The organism is Mucilaginibacter sp. P1_D10 (assembly GCF_056406215.1).
The window spans coordinates 345,437-370,085 of the sequence record NZ_JBFUAP010000006.1 but is presented as its reverse complement, the minus strand read 5'-3'; the positions used below and the strand labels follow the sequence as shown (position 1 = coordinate 370,085).

28 protein-coding genes and 1 riboswitch are annotated in these 24,649 nt (G+C 47.1%); of the genes, 18 read left to right on the top strand and 10 right to left on the bottom strand.

What is annotated here, in order from left to right:
- Positions 1–15 precede the first annotated feature (15 nt).
- Both AC1DYT_RS12190 and AC1DYT_RS12185 read right to left on the bottom strand, forming a co-directional pair.
- The gene (locus tag AC1DYT_RS12190; protein ID WP_477469876.1) at positions 16–159 is read right to left on the bottom strand and encodes a hypothetical protein; all 144 of its coding nucleotides are present in this window, start codon (positions 157–159) and stop codon (positions 16–18) included.
- 89 nt (positions 160–248) lie between these two features.
- Complete coding sequence (locus AC1DYT_RS12185; protein ID WP_477469875.1) at positions 249–2,171, bottom strand: glycoside hydrolase family 127 protein; 1,923 nt, start codon at positions 2,169–2,171, stop codon at positions 249–251.
- Between the two features lie 232 nt (positions 2,172–2,403).
- Between AC1DYT_RS12185 and tatA the strand changes: the two genes are divergently transcribed.
- The 3 genes from tatA to AC1DYT_RS12170 all read left to right on the top strand — a co-directional run bounded on the left by tatA (position 2,404) and on the right by AC1DYT_RS12170 (position 3,818).
- Positions 2,404–2,583 carry a twin-arginine translocase TatA/TatE family subunit gene (gene tatA, locus AC1DYT_RS12180; protein WP_477461689.1) on the top strand — a complete coding sequence of 60 codons (180 nt, stop codon included), beginning with the start codon at positions 2,404–2,406 and terminating at the stop codon, positions 2,581–2,583.
- Between the two features lie 168 nt (positions 2,584–2,751).
- Positions 2,752–3,477, top strand: a complete 726-nt coding sequence (locus AC1DYT_RS12175; protein WP_477469874.1) for a hypothetical protein — start codon at positions 2,752–2,754, stop codon at positions 3,475–3,477.
- 137 nt (positions 3,478–3,614) lie between these two features.
- On the top strand, positions 3,615–3,818 hold the full coding sequence (locus tag AC1DYT_RS12170) for a cysteine-rich CWC family protein (RefSeq protein WP_477469873.1): 204 nt from the start codon (positions 3,615–3,617) through the stop codon (positions 3,816–3,818).
- 4 nt (positions 3,819–3,822) lie between these two features.
- Here AC1DYT_RS12170 and AC1DYT_RS12165 read toward each other — a convergent pair whose 3' ends face one another.
- The 3 genes from AC1DYT_RS12165 to AC1DYT_RS12155 form a co-directional block, all read right to left on the bottom strand.
- Positions 3,823–4,212, bottom strand: coding sequence for an acyl-CoA thioesterase (locus AC1DYT_RS12165; protein ID WP_477461692.1), 390 nt, complete (start codon positions 4,210–4,212; stop codon positions 3,823–3,825).
- 46 nt (positions 4,213–4,258) lie between these two features.
- Entirely contained in the window at positions 4,259–6,565 is a 2,307-nt protein-coding gene (gene metE / locus AC1DYT_RS12160) for a 5-methyltetrahydropteroyltriglutamate--homocysteine S-methyltransferase (RefSeq protein WP_477469917.1), read from the bottom strand.
- 161 nt (positions 6,566–6,726) lie between these two features.
- Positions 6,727–6,919, bottom strand: a riboswitch (cobalamin riboswitch).
- Positions 6,920–7,071: 152 nt separating this feature from the next.
- Positions 7,072–7,581 carry a DUF695 domain-containing protein gene (locus AC1DYT_RS12155; RefSeq protein ID WP_477469872.1) on the bottom strand — a complete coding sequence of 170 codons (510 nt, stop codon included), beginning with the start codon at positions 7,579–7,581 and terminating at the stop codon, positions 7,072–7,074.
- Between the two features lie 169 nt (positions 7,582–7,750).
- Here AC1DYT_RS12155 and AC1DYT_RS12150 point away from each other — a divergent pair, with 169 nt between their 5' ends.
- The 6 genes from AC1DYT_RS12150 (at position 7,751) to AC1DYT_RS12125 (ending at position 11,111) form a co-directional block, all read left to right on the top strand.
- On the top strand, positions 7,751–8,278 hold the full coding sequence (locus AC1DYT_RS12150; RefSeq protein WP_477469871.1) for a hypothetical protein: 528 nt from the start codon (positions 7,751–7,753) through the stop codon (positions 8,276–8,278).
- Between the two features lie 2 nt (positions 8,279–8,280).
- Positions 8,281–8,667, top strand: coding sequence for a hypothetical protein (locus AC1DYT_RS12145; protein ID WP_477469870.1), 387 nt, complete (start codon positions 8,281–8,283; stop codon positions 8,665–8,667).
- Between the two features lie 135 nt (positions 8,668–8,802).
- On the top strand, positions 8,803–9,546 hold the full coding sequence (fabG, locus tag AC1DYT_RS12140) for a 3-oxoacyl-[acyl-carrier-protein] reductase (RefSeq protein ID WP_477469869.1): 744 nt from the start codon (positions 8,803–8,805) through the stop codon (positions 9,544–9,546).
- A gap of 110 nt (positions 9,547–9,656) precedes the next feature.
- A complete protein-coding gene (locus AC1DYT_RS12135) occupies positions 9,657–10,331 on the top strand; it encodes a hypothetical protein (RefSeq protein WP_477469868.1) in 675 nt (224 codons plus the stop codon).
- 6 nt (positions 10,332–10,337) lie between these two features.
- Positions 10,338–11,000, top strand: a complete 663-nt coding sequence (locus AC1DYT_RS12130) for a hypothetical protein (RefSeq protein WP_477469867.1) — start codon at positions 10,338–10,340, stop codon at positions 10,998–11,000.
- Positions 11,001–11,027: 27 nt separating this feature from the next.
- On the top strand, positions 11,028–11,111 hold the full coding sequence (locus AC1DYT_RS12125) for a DUF3253 domain-containing protein (RefSeq protein ID WP_477469916.1): 84 nt from the start codon (positions 11,028–11,030) through the stop codon (positions 11,109–11,111).
- A gap of 20 nt (positions 11,112–11,131) precedes the next feature.
- On the opposite strand, the gene AC1DYT_RS12120 is transcribed toward AC1DYT_RS12125, so the two are convergent.
- Positions 11,132–12,013, bottom strand: a complete 882-nt coding sequence (locus AC1DYT_RS12120; RefSeq protein WP_477469866.1) for an NmrA family NAD(P)-binding protein — start codon at positions 12,011–12,013, stop codon at positions 11,132–11,134.
- 89 nt (positions 12,014–12,102) lie between these two features.
- Here AC1DYT_RS12120 and AC1DYT_RS12115 point away from each other — a divergent pair, with 89 nt between their 5' ends.
- The 7 genes from AC1DYT_RS12115 (at position 12,103) to AC1DYT_RS12085 (ending at position 20,337) form a co-directional block, all read left to right on the top strand.
- Positions 12,103–12,465 carry a winged helix-turn-helix transcriptional regulator gene (locus AC1DYT_RS12115; RefSeq protein WP_477469865.1) on the top strand — a complete coding sequence of 121 codons (363 nt, stop codon included), beginning with the start codon at positions 12,103–12,105 and terminating at the stop codon, positions 12,463–12,465.
- Positions 12,466–12,576: 111 nt separating this feature from the next.
- Positions 12,577–14,697 (top strand): vWA domain-containing protein, encoded by a 2,121-nt coding sequence (locus AC1DYT_RS12110; protein ID WP_477469864.1) that lies wholly within the window; start codon positions 12,577–12,579, stop codon positions 14,695–14,697.
- 337 nt (positions 14,698–15,034) lie between these two features.
- Entirely contained in the window at positions 15,035–15,880 is an 846-nt protein-coding gene (locus tag AC1DYT_RS12105; RefSeq protein ID WP_477469863.1) for an endonuclease/exonuclease/phosphatase family protein, read from the top strand.
- A 143-nt stretch (positions 15,881–16,023) separates the two neighbouring features.
- Positions 16,024–18,039: an NAD-dependent DNA ligase LigA gene (gene ligA, locus AC1DYT_RS12100; protein WP_477469915.1), complete on the top strand. Its 2,016-nt coding sequence runs from the start codon at positions 16,024–16,026 to the stop codon at positions 18,037–18,039.
- Positions 18,040–18,255: 216 nt separating this feature from the next.
- Positions 18,256–19,230, top strand: coding sequence for a Gfo/Idh/MocA family protein (locus AC1DYT_RS12095; RefSeq protein WP_477469862.1), 975 nt, complete (start codon positions 18,256–18,258; stop codon positions 19,228–19,230).
- A 35-nt stretch (positions 19,231–19,265) separates the two neighbouring features.
- Positions 19,266–19,784, top strand: coding sequence for a hypothetical protein (locus AC1DYT_RS12090; RefSeq protein WP_477469861.1), 519 nt, complete (start codon positions 19,266–19,268; stop codon positions 19,782–19,784).
- A 43-nt stretch (positions 19,785–19,827) separates the two neighbouring features.
- Positions 19,828–20,337: a hypothetical protein gene (locus AC1DYT_RS12085; RefSeq protein WP_477469860.1), complete on the top strand. Its 510-nt coding sequence runs from the start codon at positions 19,828–19,830 to the stop codon at positions 20,335–20,337.
- A gap of 58 nt (positions 20,338–20,395) precedes the next feature.
- Here the strand turns inward: AC1DYT_RS12085 and AC1DYT_RS12080 are convergent, their stop codons facing one another.
- Positions 20,396–20,572: a DUF6496 domain-containing protein gene (locus AC1DYT_RS12080; protein WP_477469859.1), complete on the bottom strand. Its 177-nt coding sequence runs from the start codon at positions 20,570–20,572 to the stop codon at positions 20,396–20,398.
- 52 nt (positions 20,573–20,624) lie between these two features.
- Positions 20,625–21,272 (bottom strand): CatB-related O-acetyltransferase, encoded by a 648-nt coding sequence (locus tag AC1DYT_RS12075; RefSeq protein ID WP_477469858.1) that lies wholly within the window; start codon positions 21,270–21,272, stop codon positions 20,625–20,627.
- Positions 21,273–21,467: 195 nt separating this feature from the next.
- Between AC1DYT_RS12075 and AC1DYT_RS12070 the strand changes: the two genes are divergently transcribed.
- Complete coding sequence (locus AC1DYT_RS12070) at positions 21,468–22,562, top strand: AI-2E family transporter (protein ID WP_477469857.1); 1,095 nt, start codon at positions 21,468–21,470, stop codon at positions 22,560–22,562.
- Positions 22,563–22,567: 5 nt separating this feature from the next.
- Here the strand turns inward: AC1DYT_RS12070 and AC1DYT_RS12065 are convergent, their stop codons facing one another.
- Positions 22,568–22,900 carry a hypothetical protein gene (locus AC1DYT_RS12065; protein WP_477469856.1) on the bottom strand — a complete coding sequence of 111 codons (333 nt, stop codon included), beginning with the start codon at positions 22,898–22,900 and terminating at the stop codon, positions 22,568–22,570.
- A gap of 68 nt (positions 22,901–22,968) precedes the next feature.
- Here AC1DYT_RS12065 and AC1DYT_RS12060 point away from each other — a divergent pair, with 68 nt between their 5' ends.
- Positions 22,969–23,973 (top strand): MBL fold metallo-hydrolase, encoded by a 1,005-nt coding sequence (locus AC1DYT_RS12060; RefSeq protein ID WP_477469855.1) that lies wholly within the window; start codon positions 22,969–22,971, stop codon positions 23,971–23,973.
- Between the two features lie 2 nt (positions 23,974–23,975).
- On the opposite strand, the gene AC1DYT_RS12055 is transcribed toward AC1DYT_RS12060, so the two are convergent.
- Positions 23,976–24,572: a hypothetical protein gene (locus AC1DYT_RS12055; RefSeq protein ID WP_477469854.1), complete on the bottom strand. Its 597-nt coding sequence runs from the start codon at positions 24,570–24,572 to the stop codon at positions 23,976–23,978.
- Between the last annotated feature and the right edge of the window lie 77 nt (positions 24,573–24,649).

The following is a 24,649-nucleotide window of genomic DNA, read 5'->3' as shown; positions in this document are numbered from 1 at the left end:
CTCTCGGGATATTTTTTAAAACCGGTACCCAATCCTAATATTAGCCGGCAGGCTGATGGTAACATAATCTCCGGGGCGACTGGTTATTTCGTAAATATTCCAATCGTGCGGCAGCACTTCTATGGCTTTGGGGTTGCTAAGTCCGGTACGTTCAACCATTTTATGCTTGCTTTTTTTCGGACAGTTTTATAATCGGTATGAAAAACCCATCGGCTTCCGTCGACTTAAAGCTGCGTGCTTCAGATAGCTTATTTCTTCTGCCAATAAATCACATACCTTGAATCATGTAGTTTATAAAAGGGTATCAGCTGTAAATTCTTATACTGCGCGGGACTTATTAAACCTTTTGCGGTATATGTTTGTGGCTTGCCGGATACCGAGGCGAAGTACTTAGGCATAGCTGCCGCGTTGCCGGTGACTACCGGCGCACTATCTAAAGGATACACCTTCCCCTTGGCGCGGTAACCGCCGAATTGCTCGGTATCGCCAATAAAGTCCACTTTATCTGTCGTGTCGGTTTTGGCGGCCAGTACTATTGGCCCGTGCAAAAATGCTACGTAATGCGAGCTATCGGGCAATTCCTCGGTGGTAATCCGCATCGGCAGGCGCACATCAATCTTATCGCCCTTTTTCCATGCTCGGGTAAGCTTTACATAGGTGCCGGGTTGGGCATCAAAGGCAACTTTGGCTCCATTTATTTTAACTTCCAGCTTACCTGCTTCTACCCAAGCCGGGTAACGAATATGGATGCCGAAGGTACCCGGTTTTGCGGCTTCTATTGTCAGATGGGTAGTTTCGGCATCGGGGAATTGGGTATGTTGGGATAGTACAAGCCCACGCGCAGCCCAATTAAGGCGCGATGGGATAAACAGGTTCACGAATACATCCCGCTGGCTATAGCTGTAGATTAGCTCGCCATACTTGCCATGGTTTTCCATACCCGAGCCCACGCAGCACCACATGCTTTGTTGCGGCCGCGAATACACGCGGTAATGCCTTGGCCGCATAGAGGTATAATAAACAAAGCCGCCGCGGGTTGGGTGCTGGCTGCTTAGGATATGGTTATAGAGGGCGCGCTCATAAAAATCCATATACTTTACGTTGGCCTCCTTCTCGAATAGGTGTTTGGTAAGCTTCAGCATATTGTACGAGTTGCAGGTTTCTGGCCCGGCAACGCCATTTATCATCAGGCTAAAATCGTGTAAGGGGTTAAAATGTTCGTTTACACTGTTGCCACCGATAACTACCGAGCGGTTATGCGTAACGGTTTCCCAAAAGTAAGCCGCCGCCTTACCGTAATCTGAATCGCCCCCAACTTCGGCGATGCGCTGGAAACCTACAGCCTTAGGTATCTGCATATTGGCATGCAGTCCATTCAGCTTATCCTGTCCCTGTATCAAAGGGTCCAAAATTTCTTTGTGAGAGAAGCGGCGGGCCAATGTGAGGTACTTATCCTGTTTAGTTATGGCGGCTACATCTGCAAATACTTCGTTCAAGCCACCCTGTTCAGATATCAGCATGGTTTGGATTTGCTCGTCGCTTAGTTTGCGCGATACACCATCTATGTAATCTGTCAACTTGATTAGTATGTATTTTGCCTGTGCTTTGTCTGCAATGGTAAAGGCATCCCTGAGGCCTGCAAAAAGTTTGTGCAGGTTATAAAGCGGCACCCATTTTTTGTTGAGGGCAAAGGTATCCGCTTCTATTTTCCCCTGGCCGATATCTTTCCACATCTGTGTCCCGCCCGGGGTGCCACCGAGGTAGCCACTGCCTATTTTGTCTTGGGCGCGCTTTAGCTCGCTAAGCATATAATCCAGCCGATGGTCAAGTTCTTTATCGCTGGTAGACGCGTACATTAAGGACAATGCCGATAAATAATGCCCGCCGATGTGGCCATCCAAGCCGGTATTTTCCCAGTTGCCGTAACTTTTCTTTTTGGGTTTGAGGCCCGCTTCGGTGAGGTAGGGGGCAAGCAGGCGGTCAGGGTCTAAGGATAGTATGTAGCGCTTGTCTGTCAGCTGCGCATCCTTAAAAACGCCCGGCAGCAATGTGACTTGCTGCAGTTTGAACGCATGCAACTGGGTTTGCGCCCGGGTTTGAAAGCCGGCAATAATGCCTGCCGCAAACAGTAATACCCGTAGTAAATAAGGGCTTAGTTTTTTTTTCATCATTATTATAATTGGCGTTTTGATGCGGATAAGGATAATGAGGTTTTTCCGGCAGCAATGTAGTGAAAATCATAATTGTAATTTATACACTTAATGAATATATCCCCCGGAACGCCTAAGTATCACGTTTATTTGCGATGTTTTCAGCAACCTTTAATTAAAAAATGCCGTTATTAAAATCGTATCACCGTATATTTGCGTATATACACGTACATTTACCAATAAAAACAACACCATGGGATTAGGAGCACCGGAAATCATTTTAATATTAGTTGCCATTTTGCTATTGTTCGGCGGTAAAAAAATACCCGAGTTAATGCGTGGCCTGGGCAAAGGCATGAAAGACTTTAAAGAGGCGCAAAACCAAGATGCCGGCAAACCCATACCTGTGCCGGTTAAAGATAACAACGCTTAATACAATTTTACAAAAGGCCCCATCCGGGGCCTTTTGTATTAAACTCCCTTTAGGGATTGATATTGGACTTTGAAGACCCCTCGCGGTTAAACTTTTGAATTATTTTTCTTCAAAATCAAAATAATTGCGTTAATTAGGCAATAAGTATTATACAACCTAATCACGCAAATGGCCTGCCAAAACAAACCGCGCACAAAACGTTGCGTAGCTATCTTTTCCCTGGTTTTATCCCTGTTTATTTTTTCCAGGGCCGATGCGCAAACACCCGGCATTAATGCCGACGGCGATGTAATGAGCGGCAGCAACCGAAGCAGCGGCGGCGTTGTGCGGCAGGATGGCTGGCTGATAGCCTTCAACGGCGGTTATGAATCGCCGATGGGCGATTTAAAAGATAGCTACAAAGGCTCACCAACTTTTGGGTTTAGCGTAATGCGCAGGATGGACCACCTGCTTTACTCGGGCACTATAGATTACCGCAGCTACAAACCCCTGGCAGATACCGAGTTGATAAGCTACGATGGCACCAATTACTACGGCGCAACTTTTAGCAAATACAAAGGCATAGGAGCGTACCTGGGCATTGCATATGAATTATCGGCGGGCGACATCAACTTTTATGGCGGCGTAAACGGCGGTTTTGTATTGGTAAGTTACAAGGTAACGGTAGACGATGCCAATTTTTCGAGTAGTGAAGAGGTATCTAACGGGCAAACTACTTACATAGCCCCCAAAGTTGGATTCAACTTTATGCTGAGCAAAAGCATAGGCATAGCGCTGGAGGGGCGTTACAGCCTGGGCGTAGTGGGCGGCAGCTATAACTCGCGCTCGGGCGGCAGCACTACCAAAGGCTTCAATTCGGTAGCAGGCAACGTATTCCTTACTTACAGCTTTTAAACAACAACGGCATAATTGCCTTAGGATAATAAAGGCCCCGATACTGCAAAGTATCGGGGCCTTTTACGTTTGTGTGATAAAGAAAGCCGGGATAATCCCGAATTTCGGGTCAAACAAATCTCCCGGACTTTAATGAAATGATTTCCACCAAACACGAAATATTACATTGCGAACGCTGCGAAGCGGCATTTGAATGCAAGGCAAACGCGTACACCAAATGCCAATGCAGCACTGTGCAACTCAGCATAAACGAAGTACAGTACGTAAGCGAGCTGTATGATGGCTGCCTTTGCGCAAATTGTTTGCTTGATTTGCAGAAGGAATACCAGGAGGATTTGTAAAACGTCAACCCTCTAACACCTTCACAGGTTTCTTATGTTTATCAATCGCTACAAAGGTAAACGTGCCTGTGATGGCTCTTTGGCGATTAAAGCTGTACATCTCCTCTACATAAATTTCTACCAATACTTTTAAGCTGGTATTGCCAATGTGCGATACCGTGCCCACTAACTCGATGATGGTACCCGCCGGGATAGGTTGGTTAAAATCGATCCTGTCGGATGACACGGTTACCATGGTTTTGCGGGTAAAGCGGGTGGCGGTTATAAAAGCAACCTCATCCATCAGCGCCATGGCGGTGCCGCCAAACAGGGTATCGTAATGGTTGGTGGTGTTGGGGAAAACGGCTTTAAAAATGCGTGTTTCGGCGGCTTGGGTTCTTTCTTGTACGGTCATGCGATAAATATAAAACCGCCCGGTTTTGCGCCGGGCGGGTAGGGGGTTAATTAACGGTTTGTTTGCTGAAGATTTCCCTCGCGGCTTTTGCAGCTTCGACCATATTGCTTAGGGCGGCTTGTGTTTCGGGCCATTTACGGGTTTTGAGGCCGCAATCTGGGTTTACCCAAATATTGCCTACCGGTAGCAATGCCGCCGCTTTCTCTAGCAGGCTTGCCATTTCATCAACCGTGGGCACACGCGGCGAGTGGATATCATACACGCCGGGGCCAATTTCGGCAGGGTATTCAAAATCGGCAAAGGCTTCCAGCAGTTCCATTTGCGAGCGCGAGGTTTCAATAGTGATTACATCTGCATCCATCAGCGCAATATGCCTGATGATATCGTTAAACTCGCTATAGCACATGTGGGTGTGTATCTGCGTTTCGTCGCGCACGCCGCTTGCCGAAATCCGGAAGGCTTTCACTGCCCAATCCAGGTAGCCATCCCAATCTGCTTTACGTAAGGGCAGGCCCTCGCGTATGGCGGGCTCATCTATCTGTATCACTTTAATGCCTGCCGCCTCCAGTGCAACAACTTCATCGCGAATGGCCAGTGCTATCTGGTTGGTCGTTTCCGAACGCGGCTGATCATCTCTAACGAACGACCATTGTAAAATCGTCACCGGACCGGTGAGCATACCTTTCATCAGTTTTTTAGTATTGGCCTGCGCAAAGCTGGTCCAGCGCACAGTCATATCCTCCGGGCGACTTACGTCGCCATAAATTACGGGTGGCTTTACGCAGCGGCTGCCATAGCTTTGCACCCAGCCGTTTTTGGTGAACAGGAATCCGTCGAGCTGTTCGCCAAAGTACTCCACCATATCGTTACGTTCAAACTCGCCGTGTACCAGTACATCAATACCAATGTCTTCCTGCCAGCGGATGGCCCCTAAAGTAGCCTGCTCAATTTCGGCATTATATTCCTCCTGCGATAAAGCGCCCTTTTTCAATTTGGCCCTTAACTGGCGGATGTCATCCGTTTGCGGGAACGAGCCTATAGTTGTGGTAGGAAACAACGGTAGTTTAAACTTGTCCTGCTGAATCTTTTGGCGGCTCTTAAACTCACTTGCGCGGTTAGCATCGGCATCCGTAATAGCTGCTGCACGCTCTTTAATGGATTGCTTATGGATCAGTTTTGAAAGGCTGCGGGCAGATAGAGCCTTCATGTTCTCTACCAGCAGCGGCGTATTGCCTTCCATAATTTCTGCCAGTTCCTTTACCTCGTTTAGCTTTTGTTTGGCAAAGGCCATCCAATTCTTTATTTCCGGGTTAATGGCGGTTTCCAGGTCGAGGTCGGCAGGGGTGTGGAGCAGTGAGCAGCTTGGCGCAATCATTACACGGTCGGCACCAATGGCGGCAACAGCTGTTTTGATGTGGCCAACCGAACGGATGTAATCGTTCTTCCAGATGTTACGTCCGTCAACCACGCCCAGGGAGAGGGTAAGTTGTTTGGGAATTAGGTTCAATACCTCGTCTAATTGCCCGGGTGCACGCACCAGGTCGAGATGCAGGGCGCAAACGGGCAGGCTAACCGCCAGGAAGGTGTTTTTGTGAAGGCTATCGAAATAGGTAGTAAGCAGGGTCTTGATGTTTGGGCAATGCTTTTTTATTTCCGCGTAGGCATAAATAAAGGCGTCCTTTTCTTCCCGGGACAGGTCCATAGTAAGGAAAGGCTCATCCAACTGCACCCACACGGCACCCTGGTTTTGCAGTTTTTTAAGGATATCGATATAAACCGGCACCAGCTTTTTAATCAGGCTGACCTTATCGAACCCCGGTTCCTTTTCCTTCCCCAATAAAAGATAACTCACCGGGCCTATCAATACCGGTTTTGGCACAGTACCCAGCGCCTGTTTAGCCAGGTTAAATTCTTCGAAAACCTTTTCAGAAAAAATACGGAATTGCTGATTGGCGGTGAATTCGGGCACGATGTAATGGTAGTTTGTGTCAAACCACTTGGTCATTTCCATGGCGGTAATGTCCAGCCCGTCTTTTTGGTAACCGCGTGCCATGGCAAAATACAGGTCGATTTCGCTGTTTTTTGAATTTTGGGTGAGCACAGGATTGTAACGCTGCGGGATAGCGCCCAGCATCAACGAGGTATCCAGCACCAAATCGTACAGACTGAAATCGTTACAGGGGATGAGGTCGATACCGGCATCCTGCTGTAGTTGCCAATTTTGCCGGCGGATGGCTTTGGCTGTGGCAAACAGGTCATCGCGACTGATGGTGTCGGCCCAGTATTGTTCACTGGCCTTTTTAAGTTCGCGGTGGGCCCCTACGCGAGGGTACCCGAGGTTGTTTTTGAGCATACGCATAAAACTTTTTTGGTTAAACATTAATGATGAGTTAATGCTCCTTACGGTTTTCGGTATGCTTTCGTGGGGAGTGGTAATAAAAGACGAAACAGCAAGGCAGGGCAAAGCCCGCTATATCTGTCTTATCTCTGACTACTGCTTCATAACGCGAAAGCATTGTCTTAAAACATGGGGCAAGTATCCTGGCTTGTAACGTTATTGCCGCCCTTCTCATACCGTTTTGGTGGTACAATGGACGATAATGGCAATAACTATTGCGTTACTTACAGTTGCGCGACAGCCCGTGATTTACACACGGTTCCTTATTAATCCCGGTGTTACCCGGAAACCTCAAGTTTGAAATAAAGTAAAGAACTGGGGTAAATATAGATATTAGGTAAACTAATAGGCAATGACGGGAAGCGAGTGAGCGTTTATTGCCATAGGATAAGCGGTGGACCTATGGGGCGATCGTTTTCTGCCTGCAATAAGCCATCGGTTTAAATACCAGGCCGTACTACCTACTTTAAAAAAGGCTTAATGATATCCCAATCGGGGTCCTGTTTAATCTCAAATGCAAAATCACGAGCGCGGCCTTTTTCATCAACCTCTTTTTTCAAATACTGATATACCTTTTCAGGTTCGTCGAGGTACACGTATATGTCTAAAAAGGAATCATTATATAGGTGCCCAATATAATGGGCGGTAGCAAGCCTCCGGATGTGGCTCATCAACTCATCCTCGAATTTATTGCAGATATCTGATTCTGATTGAAGGGGTAAACCGTTTTTTGTAACATGTTTCAAATCGAGGCCAATGTTAATGGTTAAACACCATGTGTATGCCTTTTTTTTATCGAAATCCTTATAGCCACTGTTAAAAGAACCAACCGCAGGCCTGCCATCCGCTAATTTGCCTTCCAAGACAGCAAATTTTTCTACCGGGAAAACCGTGCTCGTGGTTTGGCCTTTACAGCTAAACGCATATGATAGAAACACTATTGAAATAATGGTTGCCGTTATGTTTTTCATCGCTATTATTGTCTTAAAGCCCACCAAAGATAATTTATTGCGGCCAATATCGGGAGATTCGATAGTTCTCAAAGAGTTATCGAACCTTGATATTCGTCCGGTAGAACTGCCTGCTTTTTACCATGATTTTAATACCTTTATCTCGTAACCGCATCAAACCAATTACAAAATGAAAAGATTGTCCCTCCTTATGATTGCCCTGCTCACGCTTGGTACACTCAATAAACTCAATGCACAAGTATTAACCAAATACGGCGATAACGTAAGCACGCTGGATGGCATTATGAAAGCGTATTACGATGTGGTGACCGTAAAGAAGGGCGAAAAGCCAATCTACCAACGCGACAGCAGCCTCCACATCCCCGATCCGCGTTGTGGCATGGTGCGTACCAAAAAAGATGGCAGCAAAGTGTTTGATTATATGACGTTGAAAGAATTCCACAAACGTAGCGACGAATTTCTTACCAGCGAAGGTTTCGTGGAAAAGGAGATTGGCCGTAAGGTAGAGCAATTCGGTAACATCTACCATGTTTGGAGCACCTACGAAAGCCGAAACACGCCCGATGGCCCGGTAATAGAGCGTGGCATCAACAGTATAGAAATGTATAACGACGGCAAACGCTTCTGGATTATTGCCTGGTATTTCGACGAGGAGAGCAAAATCAACCCGATACCAAAAAAATACCTGGGGTACTAAAAATGGGGGAGAAGTTTTCATTACCCGTTGAGGACGAGTTATTGCACCGTTTGATAAGTGAGGAAATAGCGGCGACGGATTTTTTGAGCGCGCTTTTTGGTGAAAGAGGCAACCGAAACTATTGGATGATGTGCGAAGGACTGGTAGCTTACCACAATAAAGATGGCGGCTCGCCGGAGGTAAAGGCGTTTGAGGTAAGCGATAGCGGGTTCAATACAGAAAGCCGGACAGGGTACCTCAAATGTAAATTCGTCATCCACTTTCATTATACCTGTTCTGATGTGCACAATGATGCGAAGGATACCATCCGATGGGATTTTGAAGTGGATGAGGCAAATAGCAAAATTCATTTCACGGGAGAAGAACCCTGGGTGAGAGACGCGGAGTGAGTTAGCGGTTAGTTAGCCGTGCAAAGTGTTCATAGTGCTTACCTTTACAGATTTGCGAACTGTGAACCGCCAACTGCGAACTGAAAACTTTCCGAAAATTCCGTACTTTCGCCATCCATAAACTCATACTGAATTATGAAATTGTTAGAAGGAAAAACCGCGCTGATAACCGGTGCATCAAAAGGTATAGGCCGTAAAATAGCCGAGAAATTTGCCGAGCACGGCGCTAACGTAGCATTCACCTACCTTTCTTCGGTAGAAAAAGGCCAGGCACTGGAAGCCGAGCTGCAAAGCTTCGGCACGCAGGTAAAAGGTTACCGTAGCGATGCCTCAAAATTCGACGAAGCCGAAAAACTGATAAACGACATCGTGGCCGATTTTGGCAAGTTAGATATTGTGGTGAACAACGCCGGTATTACCAAAGACGGCCTGCTGATGCGCATGACCGAAGAGGCCTGGGACGAAGTGTTGGACGTAAACCTGAAATCCATCTTCAACGTAACCAAAGCGGCATCAAAAATTATGATGAAGGCCCGCAAAGGGGTGTTCATCAACATGAGTTCGGTAGTAGGCGTGCAGGGCAATGCCGGTCAGGCCAACTATGCAGCATCCAAGGCAGGTATCATCGGTTTCTCAAAATCCATAGCCAAAGAATTAGGTTCACGTAATATCCGCACTAACGTGGTTGCCCCGGGCTTTATCCGCACCGAAATGACCGACGTGCTGGATCCTAAAGTAGTAGAAGGCTGGGCAGCAGCCATCCCCCTGAAACGTGCAGGCGAAGTAGAAGACGTGGCCAATGCTTGCGTATTCCTGGCATCAGATATGGCAGCATATATCACCGGGCAGGTAATACCTGTTGATGGCGGGATGTTGTAAGAGAACGTAGAGACGCAATATTTTGCGTCTTCCATAAAATATAAAGCCAAAAGTTGCGGAGAGCGGCTTTTGGCTTTTTTGTTTTATATTGGTGCTGATTATCAAACCTTATGCGTTCAACCTTATTTATCATCCCATTACTGCTGTTTAGCTGCCTGGCCTTTGGGCAAAAGAAGCACCATCGCGAACCTTATATTGATAACCCAACTAAAGCCCAGCAAGCGCTAATTGACAAGCACGAGACTTGCACCAACCTGCATCGATACACAGCCGGGCGGCGCAGGGCGTTTTTCCCATTCGGACCAGCGGCCAGCATCAGGCTGATATCTTACGAATCGCTAAGACCTAACAATGATATTGTGTTGGATGGCCAAGATCGGCCGCCCGTGCCTCCGGAGGATACAGTAATGGAAAACTTCATTCCTATGGGTATCAATAATTTTAAGGTTAACTATCGCCGCGTTGTTGAGTTAAAAGACCTTTCGGCGGCTGGTATCGATTCCCTAACAGATATTTTATACAATGTAGGTTTTACCCCTGTTAAAAATGTGCCTCGTTACGCAACGCCGGGGGCTAAGTGTTATGAACCCAGGAACGCTATCCTTTTCCTGGATGCAGAGGGTAAGGTGATGCAATATATTGAGTTTTGTTTTGCGTGTGAAAAATACAATTACAGCTCACCTAAAACAAAACCAATTGACTATTGCGAGCAGAAGTATGATATGCTGAGGACGTATTTCTTGAAACAAGGTCTCAAGTATGGAACGGAGAAGATAGATGATTAAACCGTTATGAAGATGAAAATACTATTGAAAGTGTTGGTTGTGTTGTTGGTGATACCAGCTATGGCTTCAGCCCAGCATAAAAAACATCGAAAAAAAGTTGTGTACAACGAGGCTGTCGAAGATTCTATTTATCGCAAACATTTCGAATGCTTTTACAGCGCAAAATATACTGCGGCGCAACGTAAAGTTTTTTATCCTTTTAGCCTGGCTGCAAAAATAGAACTCATAAATTGTATGGCACCGATAGACCATCTGATTGATGAAAGCGATACCGCAAAAGCAAATGCTGTAGCAAAGCCACTCTATACAAAACTTGTCGACGGCAGCTGGAAAATAAACAGACTCAGAGTGCACCGGTCTGTAATTTTAAATGAAGCAGAAGTGGATTCGTTAACAGATATACTTTACAATTACGGCTATACACCGGTTAGAAAAACTAGCTCAGAACTTATTAACGAACCTACCGGGTGCTATGAGCCTAGAAACGCCATATTATTTATCGGCGAAGATGGCAAGATTAAAGAATGGATCGAATACTGTTTCACTTGCTCGGGAAGCGAAAAAAGTTCTGAAAAAATAAGAGATTATGATTTTTGTAATGAAAAATATGGGATGCTAAGAAATTTCTTTTCGATAAGAAACCTTACTCCATATTTAAAAGATTATTGATGCTGCTATTAAGTTACGCAAGCCTTTGTGGTAACCATCACCCAAAAAGGAAGGCCCTTTGATACAAGTAATATCAAAGGGCCTGTCCGCATAAAATTGAATAGTCGGTAGAGACGCAATATTTCGCGTCTTTATTTCGCGTAAGCTGCCGCAAACTCCACTGCAAAATCTTCCAGCTTGGTTTTGCTGAACTCGGGTTTGTGTTGCAGGTAATCATCCCACAGGATGCCATCCCTAACGGCTGTACCCATTTCGGTATAGCTGCGGGCAAACTCCTGCGGCAAGCCTGCCTGCAGCATGCCTTGTAAGGATTGCTCGTCGGTAAATTCTACCCATTTCAAATCCGGCTTGCCTATGGCTTTGCCTAAAACGGAGGCAACTTCATCAAGGGTGCGCTCGTCGCTGGCAATATAGCGTACCGTGTTACCTGTAAAGGCTTGCTGCAACTCGTATGCGGCAATTTCGGCAATGTCGTTTGGGTGCACCATAGCATGTGGCTTGTTGCCCGGGTAGTTGGCGCCGATGATACCGGCATGTTTGATCAGTTCGATATTGTGGAAGAAGTTGTAGTAAAAGAAAGTCGGGCGAAGGATGCGGATGTCTACGCCATCCAGTTTGTTGAATGCCTGCTCTACATCGTGTATGCCCGAGATTGGCCCGGTACCGCCATCAATATGCGCGCCCAGACTGCTTAATAGTACCACCTTTTTAATGCCGCTGGCTTTAATGGCTTCTGCATATTTAAGGCCCACGCCGCCGATTTGCTTGCGAAAGTTGTCCGACGATAGGTCGTTCGGTATCATGGCGTACAGTGCGTCGGCACCGGTGAATGTTTTGGTGAGGAAAGCAATGTCGCTAACTGAACCGATGGCTGCCGTGCCGCCAAGGGCTTCTATTTCTGCAGCTTTGTCTGCGCTGCTGCTTATTACGGTTACGTTGTGGCCTGCATTGATTAAGTTGATGGTTAAGGGTTTGCTGATATTACCCAATGAGCCTGTTACGATGATTTTCATGTTGTTTTTATTTTTTATTTGTTGAGACAAAGTTATATTTGTACTTACTTTTATACAAGTACTTACCCTTAAGTAAGCAGCAATCAGCCATGACACAGATAAAAGAAAACTCTACCTGGAACTTCAATAAAGAGCTAAGCATGCAGGCATGCCCGGTAAGCTTTGTAATGAATAAGATAGGTGGGCATTGGAAGCCCATCATTCTTTACCAACTGATGAACGGCCCCAAACGTTACAGCGAACTACGCCGCGCCATCCCCGGCATTACCGAAAAAATGCTGATACAGCACCTGAAACAACTACAGGCCGACGACCTGGTTAGCCGCAAGGCCGAGGCTGTTGTACCGCCGCACGTGGTTTACCAGTTCACCTCCAAAGGCGAGAGCCTGCAGCCTGTACTGAAAGCCATTGCCGCATGGGGTTACGAGCAATGGAATGCGGAAATGATTTAACAAATCGCTATTCCTTGGTTCTCACAATAATTTCGCATTTTGCGGGTATATGTATATTATGCTGACTGCGCACTATTCACCACTCACCGTTCACCATTCACCATTCACTAAATGTCTATAAGCTGGGGAAGTGTTTCGGGGTGGTGGCTGCCTGCTTGCCTGGCGATGGGCTTGCTGTATGCCTGGCTGTTGTACAGACAACCGGTAGCTTTGGCTAAAGCCGCGCGGTATGGGCTGTTTGCCTTGCGGGCGGTTGTGGTAACCTTGTTGGGTTTGCTATTGGTATCGCCGCTGATAAAAACGGTAAGCTACCAGCCGCAAAAGCCACTGATATTGATTGCACAGGATAATTCCGAATCGGTGAAGCTGTTTGCCTCACCTAAATCCTCTCCAAAGGAGAGGACTTCAGGAGCTTCTAACTCCCTCTCCTTTGGAGAGGGCCGGGGTGAGGCTGCTCTCGCGGCCCTCAAATCCCAATTAGGCGATAGCTACGAAGTACACGAATTCAACTTCGATAAGGGCCTGCACGATGGCCTCTCTAATACTTATGATGGCAAGCAAACGGATATCGCATCGGCCCTGCACCAACTCAATGACCGTTTCGTAAACCGAAACATTGGCGCGGTAGTGTTGGCTACCGATGGACTCTACAACCTCGGTGCCGACCCGCAGTATGAGGCCCGCAACATCAAAACCAGCATTTACACCATTGCCCTTGGCGATACTACGCCCCGCCGCGATTTGCTTATCGGCAACGTTAACTACAACAAAACCGCCTACCTGGGCAACGATTTTGAGGTGGAGCTTTTAGCCGAAGCTTATCAAAGCACAGGCGAGAACATGCGCCTTACGGTTACCGAAGACGGTCGGCAACTCAACACCCAAAACATCAGTATCACCTCCGCCGCGTTCAAAAAGGTGATACCGCTAAAACTGAATGCCGATAAAAAAGGCCTCCGCAAGTTTACGGTAAGCCTGGCTCCCTTAAAAAACGAACTTTCGGTACAAAATAATACCGAAACCTTTTACGTGGAAGTACTGGATGCCCGACAGAAGATACTGCTCTTATATGACGGTCCGCACCCCGATATCAGCGTTATCAAACAATCCATAGAAAGCAACCGCAATTTTGAGGTAAAGGCGAGTGCTATGGCCGATTTCGGTGCGCTCAACGCTAATGATTACACGCTGGCAATATTGTACCAACTATCGGCAGCCAGTTACGGCAAAGTGCAAAATATATTAACTGGTAAGATGCCTTTGTGGCTTGTTGCCGGTACGCAGGCGGATATAAACGGTTTTAACCGTTCACAAAAAACGGTTAAAATAAATGCAGGTGGTGATGATGCCCAGGAGGTTTTTGCACAGCCGATGCCCACGTTTACGGCTTTCACCCTCACAGACTCTACCCAAAACAAAATTGCGAAACTGCCGCCTTTAATGGCAGCCTATGGCACTTACGAAACGCAGGCCAATGCCGCTGTTTTGCTGAAACAGAAGATAGGTAACGTACCCACGGCTTACCCCTTGCTTGCCTTTAACGACGAAGGCGGCCGCCGAACAGCCGTGCTTACCGCCGAGGGCCTTTGGCGCTGGCAGCTGGCAGAATATCGCGAATACGGTAACCACCACGCGCTGGAAGAACTGTTTAGCCAGTCCGTGCAATATCTTACCGCCAATGCCAACCGCGAACGTTTTAGGGTGTACCCATCAAAAAATATATTCGACGAGGGTGAGAACGTGCTGCTGAACGCCGAACTGTACAACGATGCGTTGGAACTGGTAAACACGCCCGATGTAAGCATTGCCTTGAAAAGCAGCGAGGGCAAAAATTACAGCTTCCTGTTCACCCGCAGCGGGCAAAGCTACCAGTTGAATGCAGGCGCGATGCCTGTGGGGGAATATAGCTATACCGCCACGGCCAAAAACGGCAAACAGCAATATACAGCCCATGGGCAAATCACAGTAAAACAACTTAACCTGGAGGCACACCAAAGCACAGCCAACCATCGGCTATTGAATGCCATTGCAACACGTTCGGGCGGGCAAATGCTGTTGCCTGGGCAAATAGATCAACTGGCCAACCTTATCCGCAAAAACGATAATATCAAAACCGTGGTGTATGAAGATAAACGCTACAACGATATGATAAGCCTGAAGTGGATATTCGGCTTGTTGTTGGTGTTGCTAAGCGCAGAATGGTTTCTGCGTAAGCGGGAAGGAGAGGTGTAGGGGAGTTCATGGGTGATGGTTCATGGTAGCTGCTGTTCCCCATTTTGTCATTTCGACCGAGGTACGAGGGAGAAATCTTGTTGTTTATGCAAAGCTTGCCACCTTACATAATCGCTATGCACGCTTAACAAGATTTCTCGTCGCTGCGCTTCCCTCGAAATGACAACGCTTTTTATATTTGCTTCACATCTTTTCACGCCGCCGCGAGTTTTCAGCTGACGAAAACTTTCCAATTTAACTCCAAACAGCGCACAAGCCTTCCTAACATAATCATAATATAGCACTTTGCTGGTTAATGCCGACGATTTGTAATTTTGGCCGATAAACATCTACCATCATGAAAATCAAAATCTTCCTTTTCCTGCTACTGCTCACAGCAACTGCTACTTTCACAGAAGCGCAGCAACTTAATATTGCTACCTATAACCTCCGCTACGATAGTAAGGACGATTCCATCGCCGGCAATGGCTGGCGGGCAAGGTACCCCAACATTGCCAAAATTATCCGCTTTAATGATCTGGATATTTTTGGTACGCAGGAAGGCCTTTATCACCAGCTAACGCAACTGAACGATAGCCTGCCGGGCTACAAATGGTTGGGTGCCGGTCGCGACGATGGGCAGCATGGCGGCGAGCATTCGGCTATATTTTACAAGTCTGACAAGTTTAAGGTGCTTAAATCGGGCAACTTCTGGATGTCCACCATTACCGATAAGCCCAACAAAGGCTGGGATGCAGCCTTGCCGCGCATCTGCACCTGGGTGCAGCTCAAGGAGATAAAAACCGGCCTTGTGTTCTACTTTTTCAACCTACATATGGATCATATCGGCATCGTTGCCCGTCGCGAAAGTTCTAAACTGATATTAGCTAAAGTGAAGGAGATGGCCGGCAATGTGCCCACCATCCTCACCGGCGATTTCAACGTAGACCAAACTAACGAGAGCTATACCCTCATCAATACCTCGGGTGTACTTCGGGACAGTTATGAGCTGTCGCCCGTTAAGCTGGCGCCGTCAAACACCTACAATGCGTATGACGTAAACACCGCGGGCGATAAACGTATCGACCATATTTTCGTTACCAAACGCTTCACGGTTGCGCGGTACGGTATCCTCACCAATACCTACCATGGCCGTCTCCCATCGGATCATTACCCCGTGGTGGTGACGCTGAAGTATAGGTAGTTGATGGTTGATGGTTCATAGTTCATAGTTCATAGTTCATAGTTCATAGTAAGAAGTGATGCCGCGTAATACCCCACGGAAAAATGCAGCTGCTATGAACCATGAACTATCATCTATTAACTAAAAAAACTATCTTCGCTATCATGTCGCCTAACGAAGCCCAACAACAGATAAAGGCCCTTACTGCCGAACTTAAACAGCACACTTACAACTACTATGTGCTGGCTATGCCCACCATTACCGATTACGACTTCGACCAAAAGCTGGAGCAGCTGAGCAAGCTGGAACAGGAGTTCCCGCAGTTTTTGGATGCCGATTCGCCTACGCAAAAGGTTGGTGGGGATATTACCAAAGAATTCGTTACGGTAAAGCACCGCTGGCCCATGCTGTCGCTGGGCAATACCTATAACGAGCAGGAGCTGGTAGACTTTGACCAGCGCGTACGCAAGGCCATCGGCGATAATTTCGAATACGTTTGCGAACTGAAGTTCGACGGGCTCTCCATGAGCCTTACCTACGAGCATGGCAAGTTGGCCCGCGCTGTTACCCGTGGCGATGGCACCCAGGGCGATGAAGTAACCACCAACGTGCGCACCATACACACCATCCCCAAGAAATTAGACAAGGGAGATTACCCCGACCTGTTCGAGATCCGTGGCGAGGTGTTTATGCACCTTAAAGCTTTCGAAAGGCTGAATAAAGAGCGCGTTGATAATGGCGAAGTACCCTACGCCAACCCGCGCAACTTTGCATCGGGCACCATGAAGCTGCAGGATTCTGCCGAGGTGGCCCGCCGCCCGCTGGATTGCTTTCTGTACGGCTTATATACCGAAAAAACGCTCTTTAAAACCCATTGGGAAAGCCTCGAGGCTGTAAAAAGCTGGGGTTTTCATATTGATGATCATAGTCGTTTGGTAAGCGACATCAATGGCGTGTTGGAATTTATCAGTCACTGGGATACCGAAAGGCACCATTTGAGTTATGATATCGACGGTATCGTTATTAAAGTAAACAATTACTCGCAGCAGCAGGAGCTGGGCTTTACGGCCAAATCGCCGCGCTGGGCCATCTCTTATAAATTCAAGGCCGAACGCGTAGAGACCGAACTGCTTGCCGTAACCTACCAGGTAGGCCGTACGGGTGCTGTAGTGCCGGTTGCGAATTTAAAACCCGTACTGCTGGCCGGTACCACCGTAAAACGCGCTACACTGCACAACGCAGATGAGATAATGCTGCGCCTGCAATTGCACGAACATGATACCGTTTACGTAGAGAAAGGCGGCGAGATTATCCCCAAAATCATCTCCGTAAATTTAGATAAGCGTAAGCCGGATGCCGAGCCGATACAATACATTACCCACTGCCCCGCTTGTGGTACCGAATTGAAGAGGCAGGAGGGCGAGGCCGCTTTTTACTGCCCCAATGATGAGGGTTGCCCGCCACAGATAGTGGGTAAGATGCAGCACTACATAGGCCGCAAAGCCATGAATATAGATGGCCTGGGTGACGAAACCATCAACACTTTTTACAACCGCGGGCTGATACGCCACATCAGCGATCTTTACACGCTGAAAGACCATGTAGACGAGCTGAAAAATCTCGACCGCTTCGGCGAGCAATCTATCAACAATCTACTGGATGGCCTGGAGAAATCAAAAGAGCAGCCTTTCGAGAAAGTGCTGTTCGGCCTGGGTATCCGCTATGTGGGCGAAACGGTGGCAAAAAAGCTGGTGGCCCATTTCAAAACCATTGATAACCTGATGGCAGCCACGGCAGAGGAGCTTATTGCCGCAGAAGAGATAGGCGGTCGTATAGCCCAAAGCATCGTCGAGTATTTTGCCGATGCTAGCCATCGCGAAGAAATAGAAAAACTAAAAGCAACAGGATTGCAGTTGGTGGCCGTGGAAAAAGAAGTAAACCTGGCCAGTGATAAACTATCGGGCCAGAGCTTTATCATTTCGGGCGTGTTCGAAAAATATTCGAGGGACGAGCTAAAAGATATCATCGAACAAAACGGCGGCAAAATATTGAGTAGTATTTCGGCTAAGCTAAACTACCTGGTAGCCGGCGAAAACATGGGCCCCGCCAAACTTGAGAAAGCAAATAAATTGAATATCCCTATCATCAGCGATGAAGAGTTGTTAAAAATGCTATTATGATGATTACACCGATTAATACGATTGCACCGATTATGCTATCTGTCCAATCAAAACCAAATCAGTGTAGTCCCAAACAACAATCGGTGAAATCAAAATAATCAGTGAAATCGGTGTCATCAAAACCAAATCAGTGTAATCAAAACAATCGGTGTAATCGGTGACYATAAAATCGGTGAAATCAATAAAATCAGTGTAATCGGTGCAATAATAAAAAATATGAGTGCAATAAAATGGGGCATTATCGGCTGCGGCGACGTTACCGAGCTTAAAAGCGGGCAAGCATACAACAAAATAGCCGATAGCAGCCTGGTGGCTGTAATGCGCCGTGATGCCGAAAAAGCAGCCGATTACGCCCGTCGCCACAACGTAGGCAAATGGTACAGCGATGCCGAACTACTGATGAACGACCCGGGGGTGAACGCCGTATCCATCGCTACGCCGCCATCATCGCACCTGGAATATGCCAAACGCGCCATTGCAAAAGGCCTGAATGTTTATGTAGAGAAACCCGTTACCCGCAACTCCGCCGAAGCCGAAGCCATGGCCGAAGCAGTAAAAGAAGGTAACGCTAAACTGGTTGTGGCCCATTACCGCCGCGCGTTGCCGATGTTTTTGCATGTGAAAAGCCTGCTGGATTCGGGCGCTATAGGGGATGTGCGCACCGCCCAGATACGCATGTGGCAACACCGCGAACCAACGGTGCCTACATACCCAGGCACCAACTGGCGGCTGGACCCCGAAGTATCGGGCGGAGGCTACTTCCATGATCTGGCCCCGCACCAGCTTGATCTGATGCTTTACTTTTTTGGCGAGCCGGAACATTACAGCGGGTACAGCCTAAATCAGGCCAACACCAGTCCGGCAGACGACCATGTTTGCGGCCTCATCGTATTTAAGAACAAAGTAGTGGTAAACGGCTCATGGAGCTTTAATGTAGCCGAGAGCGAAACCATAGATGCCTGCGAGATAGTGGGTACAAAAGGCAAAATAACCTTCCCTTTCTTTGGTAAGTTCGTAACCCTTAAGACCGAAACAGGCGAGGAGACGATTGATTTCACCCACCCTATGCACATCCAGCAGCCCATGATAGAAAAGATAGTGGCTTACTTTAAAGGCGAGGGCCCAAACCCCTGCACTATTGGCGAAGCTGTGGTATTGATGAAAATAATCGACTCGTTTACAGGAAAGTAACATACAATTATTATTTTAGTGCCCAGATTGGTATCATGCGAAAGTCCCTCGTACTCATTTTGCTGTTGTTATTGTCCGCAAGCTTCTCCGCCCTGGCGCAGAGCTATGAGGTGCCTAAAAACTACGTGCTGAAAACCCGCGACGATTACGCCCGCTACGAAACCGATATTATCCGCACTGCCGATTGGCTGCAGCAAACCCCCTGGAAAGCGCAGCCCCCAAAAATGGAAGAAGCCACGCAATTTTTTCTGAAATGGATAAAAGGAACGCCTGCGGTAACGGTTAGGCTTACAGAAGCGGTGATGAACCTCTCCGATAAGAACCCCCAGCTGGGTTTTGTATATATGGCGGCTTTCTCCAAGTTTGTATTGCAGCACAAAACCGGTTTCGATACAGACAACGCCAATATCATTGCAGTAAGGGCGGTAATAGATAAGTACAACGCCGAACCTGCCCATAAGACCGATGAGGATATAGAACACCTGATAGAACTCGACAAAAAAGGCGAGCTGAATGATTGGGTGATATCCATGTTTTCATTGGACGAAAAATAGCCCTCCCTCGTTTTACAAATAACTTAGCCAAAAAACCTTCATCATGAAAAGAATTATCAAAACCACCCTATTGCTATTGCTGTGCAGCGCCGTTAAGGTATCTGCCCAAACTTATCAAGTACCATCAAACTATGTTTTGAAAGCCAAAACCGATTATCCGCAGTACGAGCAGGATGTAATTAAAACTGCCGACTGGTTGCTGCAAACGCCCCTGGCCGAACAGGCAGGCACACGGCAGTCGGCTAATAAGTTTATTATGGATTGGGTCTCGGGCAGCCCGAATGTGAATGTTACCGTAGGCAAAAAATTGTTGGACCTTACCGACAAAAATCCCGATTTCATGTTTATGTATTTTGGCCTGTTTGCCAAGTATTCCCTGGAACATAAGGATTCGCTGGATAGCAACAAAGCTGATATGGAAGTGCTTACTGCATTAGTAAACAAATATAAGAACGACCCTGCGGTAGTGAAAGACAGTGATTTAGATAAGCTGGCGAAACTTTCCCAGGACGGAAAACTGGAAAACTGGATTGCCAAAGAGTTTCACAAATAGCAGTTGAAAGGATAATAGAAAAAGGCCCATCCGGGGCCTTTTTCTATTATAATATTACTTAGTCTTTCTTCTTCGGTACTTTTGCGCCTTCTTTACGCGCTTCGGACAAACCGATGGCTATCGCCTGCTTTTTGCTGGTAACCTTTTTGCCGCTACCGCTTTTCAGCTTGCCTTCTTTCATTTCGTGCATTACTTCTTCAACCTTTTCGCTTGCTTTTTCAGAATACTTTGCCATGATGTTTGCGTTTTTAATTAATACTAAAACCGTAGCAAAGTTTTTGCCAGTTTTATCCTGCAGCTTTCTCCAGTGCATCAATATCGCCCGAGTTGATGAGCAGTAGATTTTCGGTTATTTTTTCGGCGCTCCAATGCCACCAGGCTATTTTTTGCAGGCGCGCGGCATCGGCATCCTCAAACCGTCTGCGGATGAGCTTTGCAGGGTTGCCGCCTACAATGGTGTAGGGCGCGACATCTTTTGTTACCACAGCTTTGGAAGCAATGACCGCCCCATCGCCGATGGTAACGCCGGGCATAATAGTGGCCTCGTAACCTATCCAAACATCGTTGCCTACCACCGTATCGCCTTTGTAGGGGAACTTACCGGTAGGATGGGCACTGTCGTTTATCTTTTCCCAACCGTTGCGGAAGATGGCGAACGGAAAGGTGGAGATAGGTGCACTCTCGTGGTTGGCCCCGTTCATGATGAATTTTACCCCTGAAGCTATAGCGCAAAAATTGCCGATAATGAGCTTATCGCCAATAAAGTCGAAGTGATAGATAACGTTCTTCTCAAAGTTTAGCGGATCCTTAAAATCGTCATAATAAGTATAATCACCCACGATGATATTGGGCCGGGTGACGAAGTTTTTTAAAAATACGAGGTTTTGATACGGCTCCATAGGGTAGCGCATACCGGGGTTTGGTCCGTTAAGCATGGTTGTGAAATTTAGCTGAAATTAGGCATTTGCTAAAAAACAACAAAGTAATACCACTGTTTCAAAAGCGTTAGTTAGGCAAATAACCCCGGTTTTTATGCTCATTTAAAAATGATGCGAAAATTTTGCCTGCTTAAAATATTTGTCGGCTTTTTTAGCTATGTTCAACATGGATAAAAACACATACCCCTTTGTATGCCCACTAAAAAGATAATAGCCCCATTTTACGAGCGGCTGGCCCTTATATTAATCGGTTTCTGCGTATTAGGCTACCTGCTTATACTTGCAAAAGATTTGGTAGACCCGCTCATCTTCGGCTTCCTCTTCGCGGTACTGTTATTGCCGGTGTCGAATTTTTTAGAGAAGAAACTACGACTGCCGCGTAGCGCGTCGTCTTTTTTGTCGATAATACTATTGGTAAGTTTCGTAGGCAGCATTTTGTATTTGGTAGGTGCGCAGATATCTAACCTTAACAACGATTGGCCCATGCTGAAGAAACAGGTGGAACAATCTGTCGACGGCCTGCAGGAATGGGTGCACCATACCTTCAAGATAGACGCTACGCAGCAAATGAGTTACGTTGATAACACGGCCCGCAAGATAATGGCGTCGGGCGGAGCAGTGCTGGAGACTACCTTCGGCGCTATATCATCATTGATGCTTTTCTACATATTCATCCTGGTGTTTACGTTTTTTATCCTGTTTTACAGGCGTTTGCTGTTCCGGTTTGTGATATCCGTTTTCCGCGATGATAACTCGCATGTGGTGGTAGATATTGCCGAGAACGTGCAGAAAATATTGCGGCAATACATCTTCGGGCTACTGTTGGAGATGGTTATCGTAGCAGCGGTGGCCATTACGGCTTTTTGGATAATCGGCATCAAGTACGCTGCGCTGCTTGGGCTTATCGTCGGCCTGTTCAATATTATCCCCTACCTGGGCATCTTTACGGCATTGCTACTAAGCGTGGTAATCACCTTTGCTACGGGTACCATCAGCGATACTTTTACGGTAGGCGTATGCGTAGTGGCGATTCACGCACTGGATGCCAACTTCCTGCTGCCTGCTGTGGTAGGCTCTAAAGTGCGGCTGAATGCGCTTATTACCTTCATCGGCATCATATTGGGCGAAATGCTTTGGGGTCTATCGGGCATGTTCCTTTCTATCCCCATCATCGCTATCTTCAAGATAGTCTTCGACAGGATAGAGGCGCTTAAGCCATGGGGATACCTCCTCGGCGGCGATTACGAAGTCAAGAAAAGTGCTCAAAAAGAAATGAAAACGGAGTAGGACGTTTATTGCGCGAGCCTGTAAACGCTGGCATATAAGGTGGCGGCATAGGCAATTAGCACTAAGGTGTTGATAACCAGCAGCCAATTCAAATCGGCCTTGCTGTATTTTTTAATGGAGCAAAGCACCAGCAGGGTGATAAAGCCCAGTATCAGTAAAATGGGGAAGGCCAGCATATAGGGATGTTTGGGCCTTAGGTAAAGGTGCTGCAACTTCGCAGTATCGCCCTGCAAAAAGGGGATGAGCGCAAGTAGCAACAAAATAAAAAACACACGTACTACGGCTTTGGCGGCTATCTGGCTCGTTTTCATAACAAAGGCAAAGTAAAAGTTTTTCATGCAAATTGCGTTTATAAAATAATTCGGTTATTGCGCCGGATGTTTATTTTTGAGAAAACAATTCCCCTATGCTGCACCGTAAACTATTAGCCATTACCTTCCTGTTGCTGTTACCCGCATTTGTGTTTGCACAACGAAAACACAAAGCGAAGCATAGATCCACGCCTGTAGCAGCGGCAACAAACACCGATGCTGCATCATTCCGCATAGTGCCTTTGGGCGTGCTGGGCGGTATCGACGAAAGCAACCTATCTGCCTATATGGTAGCACCGTACGGCTCGGATAATTACGTATGCATGGATGCGGGTACCCTGCACGCAGGTATAGAAAAAGCCATCGAAAATAAAGCATTTGATGTGCGGGGCGATAAGGTTTTGAAGCAATACATTAAAGGATATTTTATTTCGCATGCCCATCTGGATCATCTGGCAGGACTCATCATCAACTCGCCCGAGGATAGCACCAAAAACATTTACGGATTGGCCAGCACCCTCGAAACCCTCAAAACCCACTATTTTACCTGGGATAGCTGGGCCAATTTTGCCGACGATGGTGGCAAGCCGCAGCTAAAAAAATACCATTACAGCGCCCTGCTGCCCGGCGCCGAAAGCCAGGTGGATAATACCGATATGCAGGTGCAGGCCTTCCCGCTGAGCCACGCTAACCTTACAAGCACCGCTTTTTTGCTGCGCAGCAAGGATAACTACGTGTTATACCTGGGCGATACCGGTGCCGACGAGATAGAAAAAAGCCAGAACCTGCACAAATTATGGGAAGCCGTTGCGCCGCTTGTTGCTTCAGGGAAGTTAAAGGCCCTGATGATAGAAGTAAGCTACCCTAGCGACCAGCCCGATAAAAGCCTTTTCGGCCACCTTACCCCCAGGCTGTTGATGAATGAAATGGACGTGCTTGCACAGCTTTCGGGTACATCCTTAAAAGGATTGAACGTGGTGATAACGCACCTGAAGCCGCCCTATAGGAGCATCAACAAGATAAAAACCCAGCTCAACTACGCCAACAAACGGCAGATGAACCTTATTTACCCAAGGCAGGGCAAGCCACTGGTGTTTTAGGCTTATTTATCGTCGAGCAGGTCGATGCAGTTTTTGGATAGTGTGGCCAGTTTAGCTTTCAATCCGGCCAATCCGGCGGTATCTTTGGTGTTTTTAAGTAATATATTGATGCGGGTGAGCGTATCGTCATCAGGGTCGCAGGCTTGTGCTTTTTCCAGGTAAGGGATAGCCTTTTTTGCAGCGGCGGCGTATAGCGCCATCACTTTCTTGTTTTCGGTAGGGTTGTTTGCTGTCTCATTTAATTTATCGGCAAAGCCCTCGGCTTCTTTGGCATAAATATAGCCCAGTGCGCGCTGCGCCACATAGTAGTCGGGAACGGCTGCTGCAACCTTTTCATAAAACTGCTTCGCCCTCACCGTTTGCGCATCATCCTCATACAACTTCCCCATCGAGTAGTAAAAGTTGATGCGTGCTTTGGCAGTCAGCTTAGCGGTATCCGGAATCAGGTTTTCGCCAAGTTGTATGGCGTTGCCTTGTACGCCATCTACCCGGGCCAGGTTAAAATCAAGGTAATGGTTATAAACTTCTTCGGCGGTTTGCGCTTTGGCACTTGCCATAGCAAACACAGCTAACAGCAGTAGGAAAGACTTTTTTATCATAGGTAACATTTGCCGTAAATATAATCAGCTAACGTAATAAATGAGGTTTGATTGTGCCTGTGTTTTTGGAGCTAAGC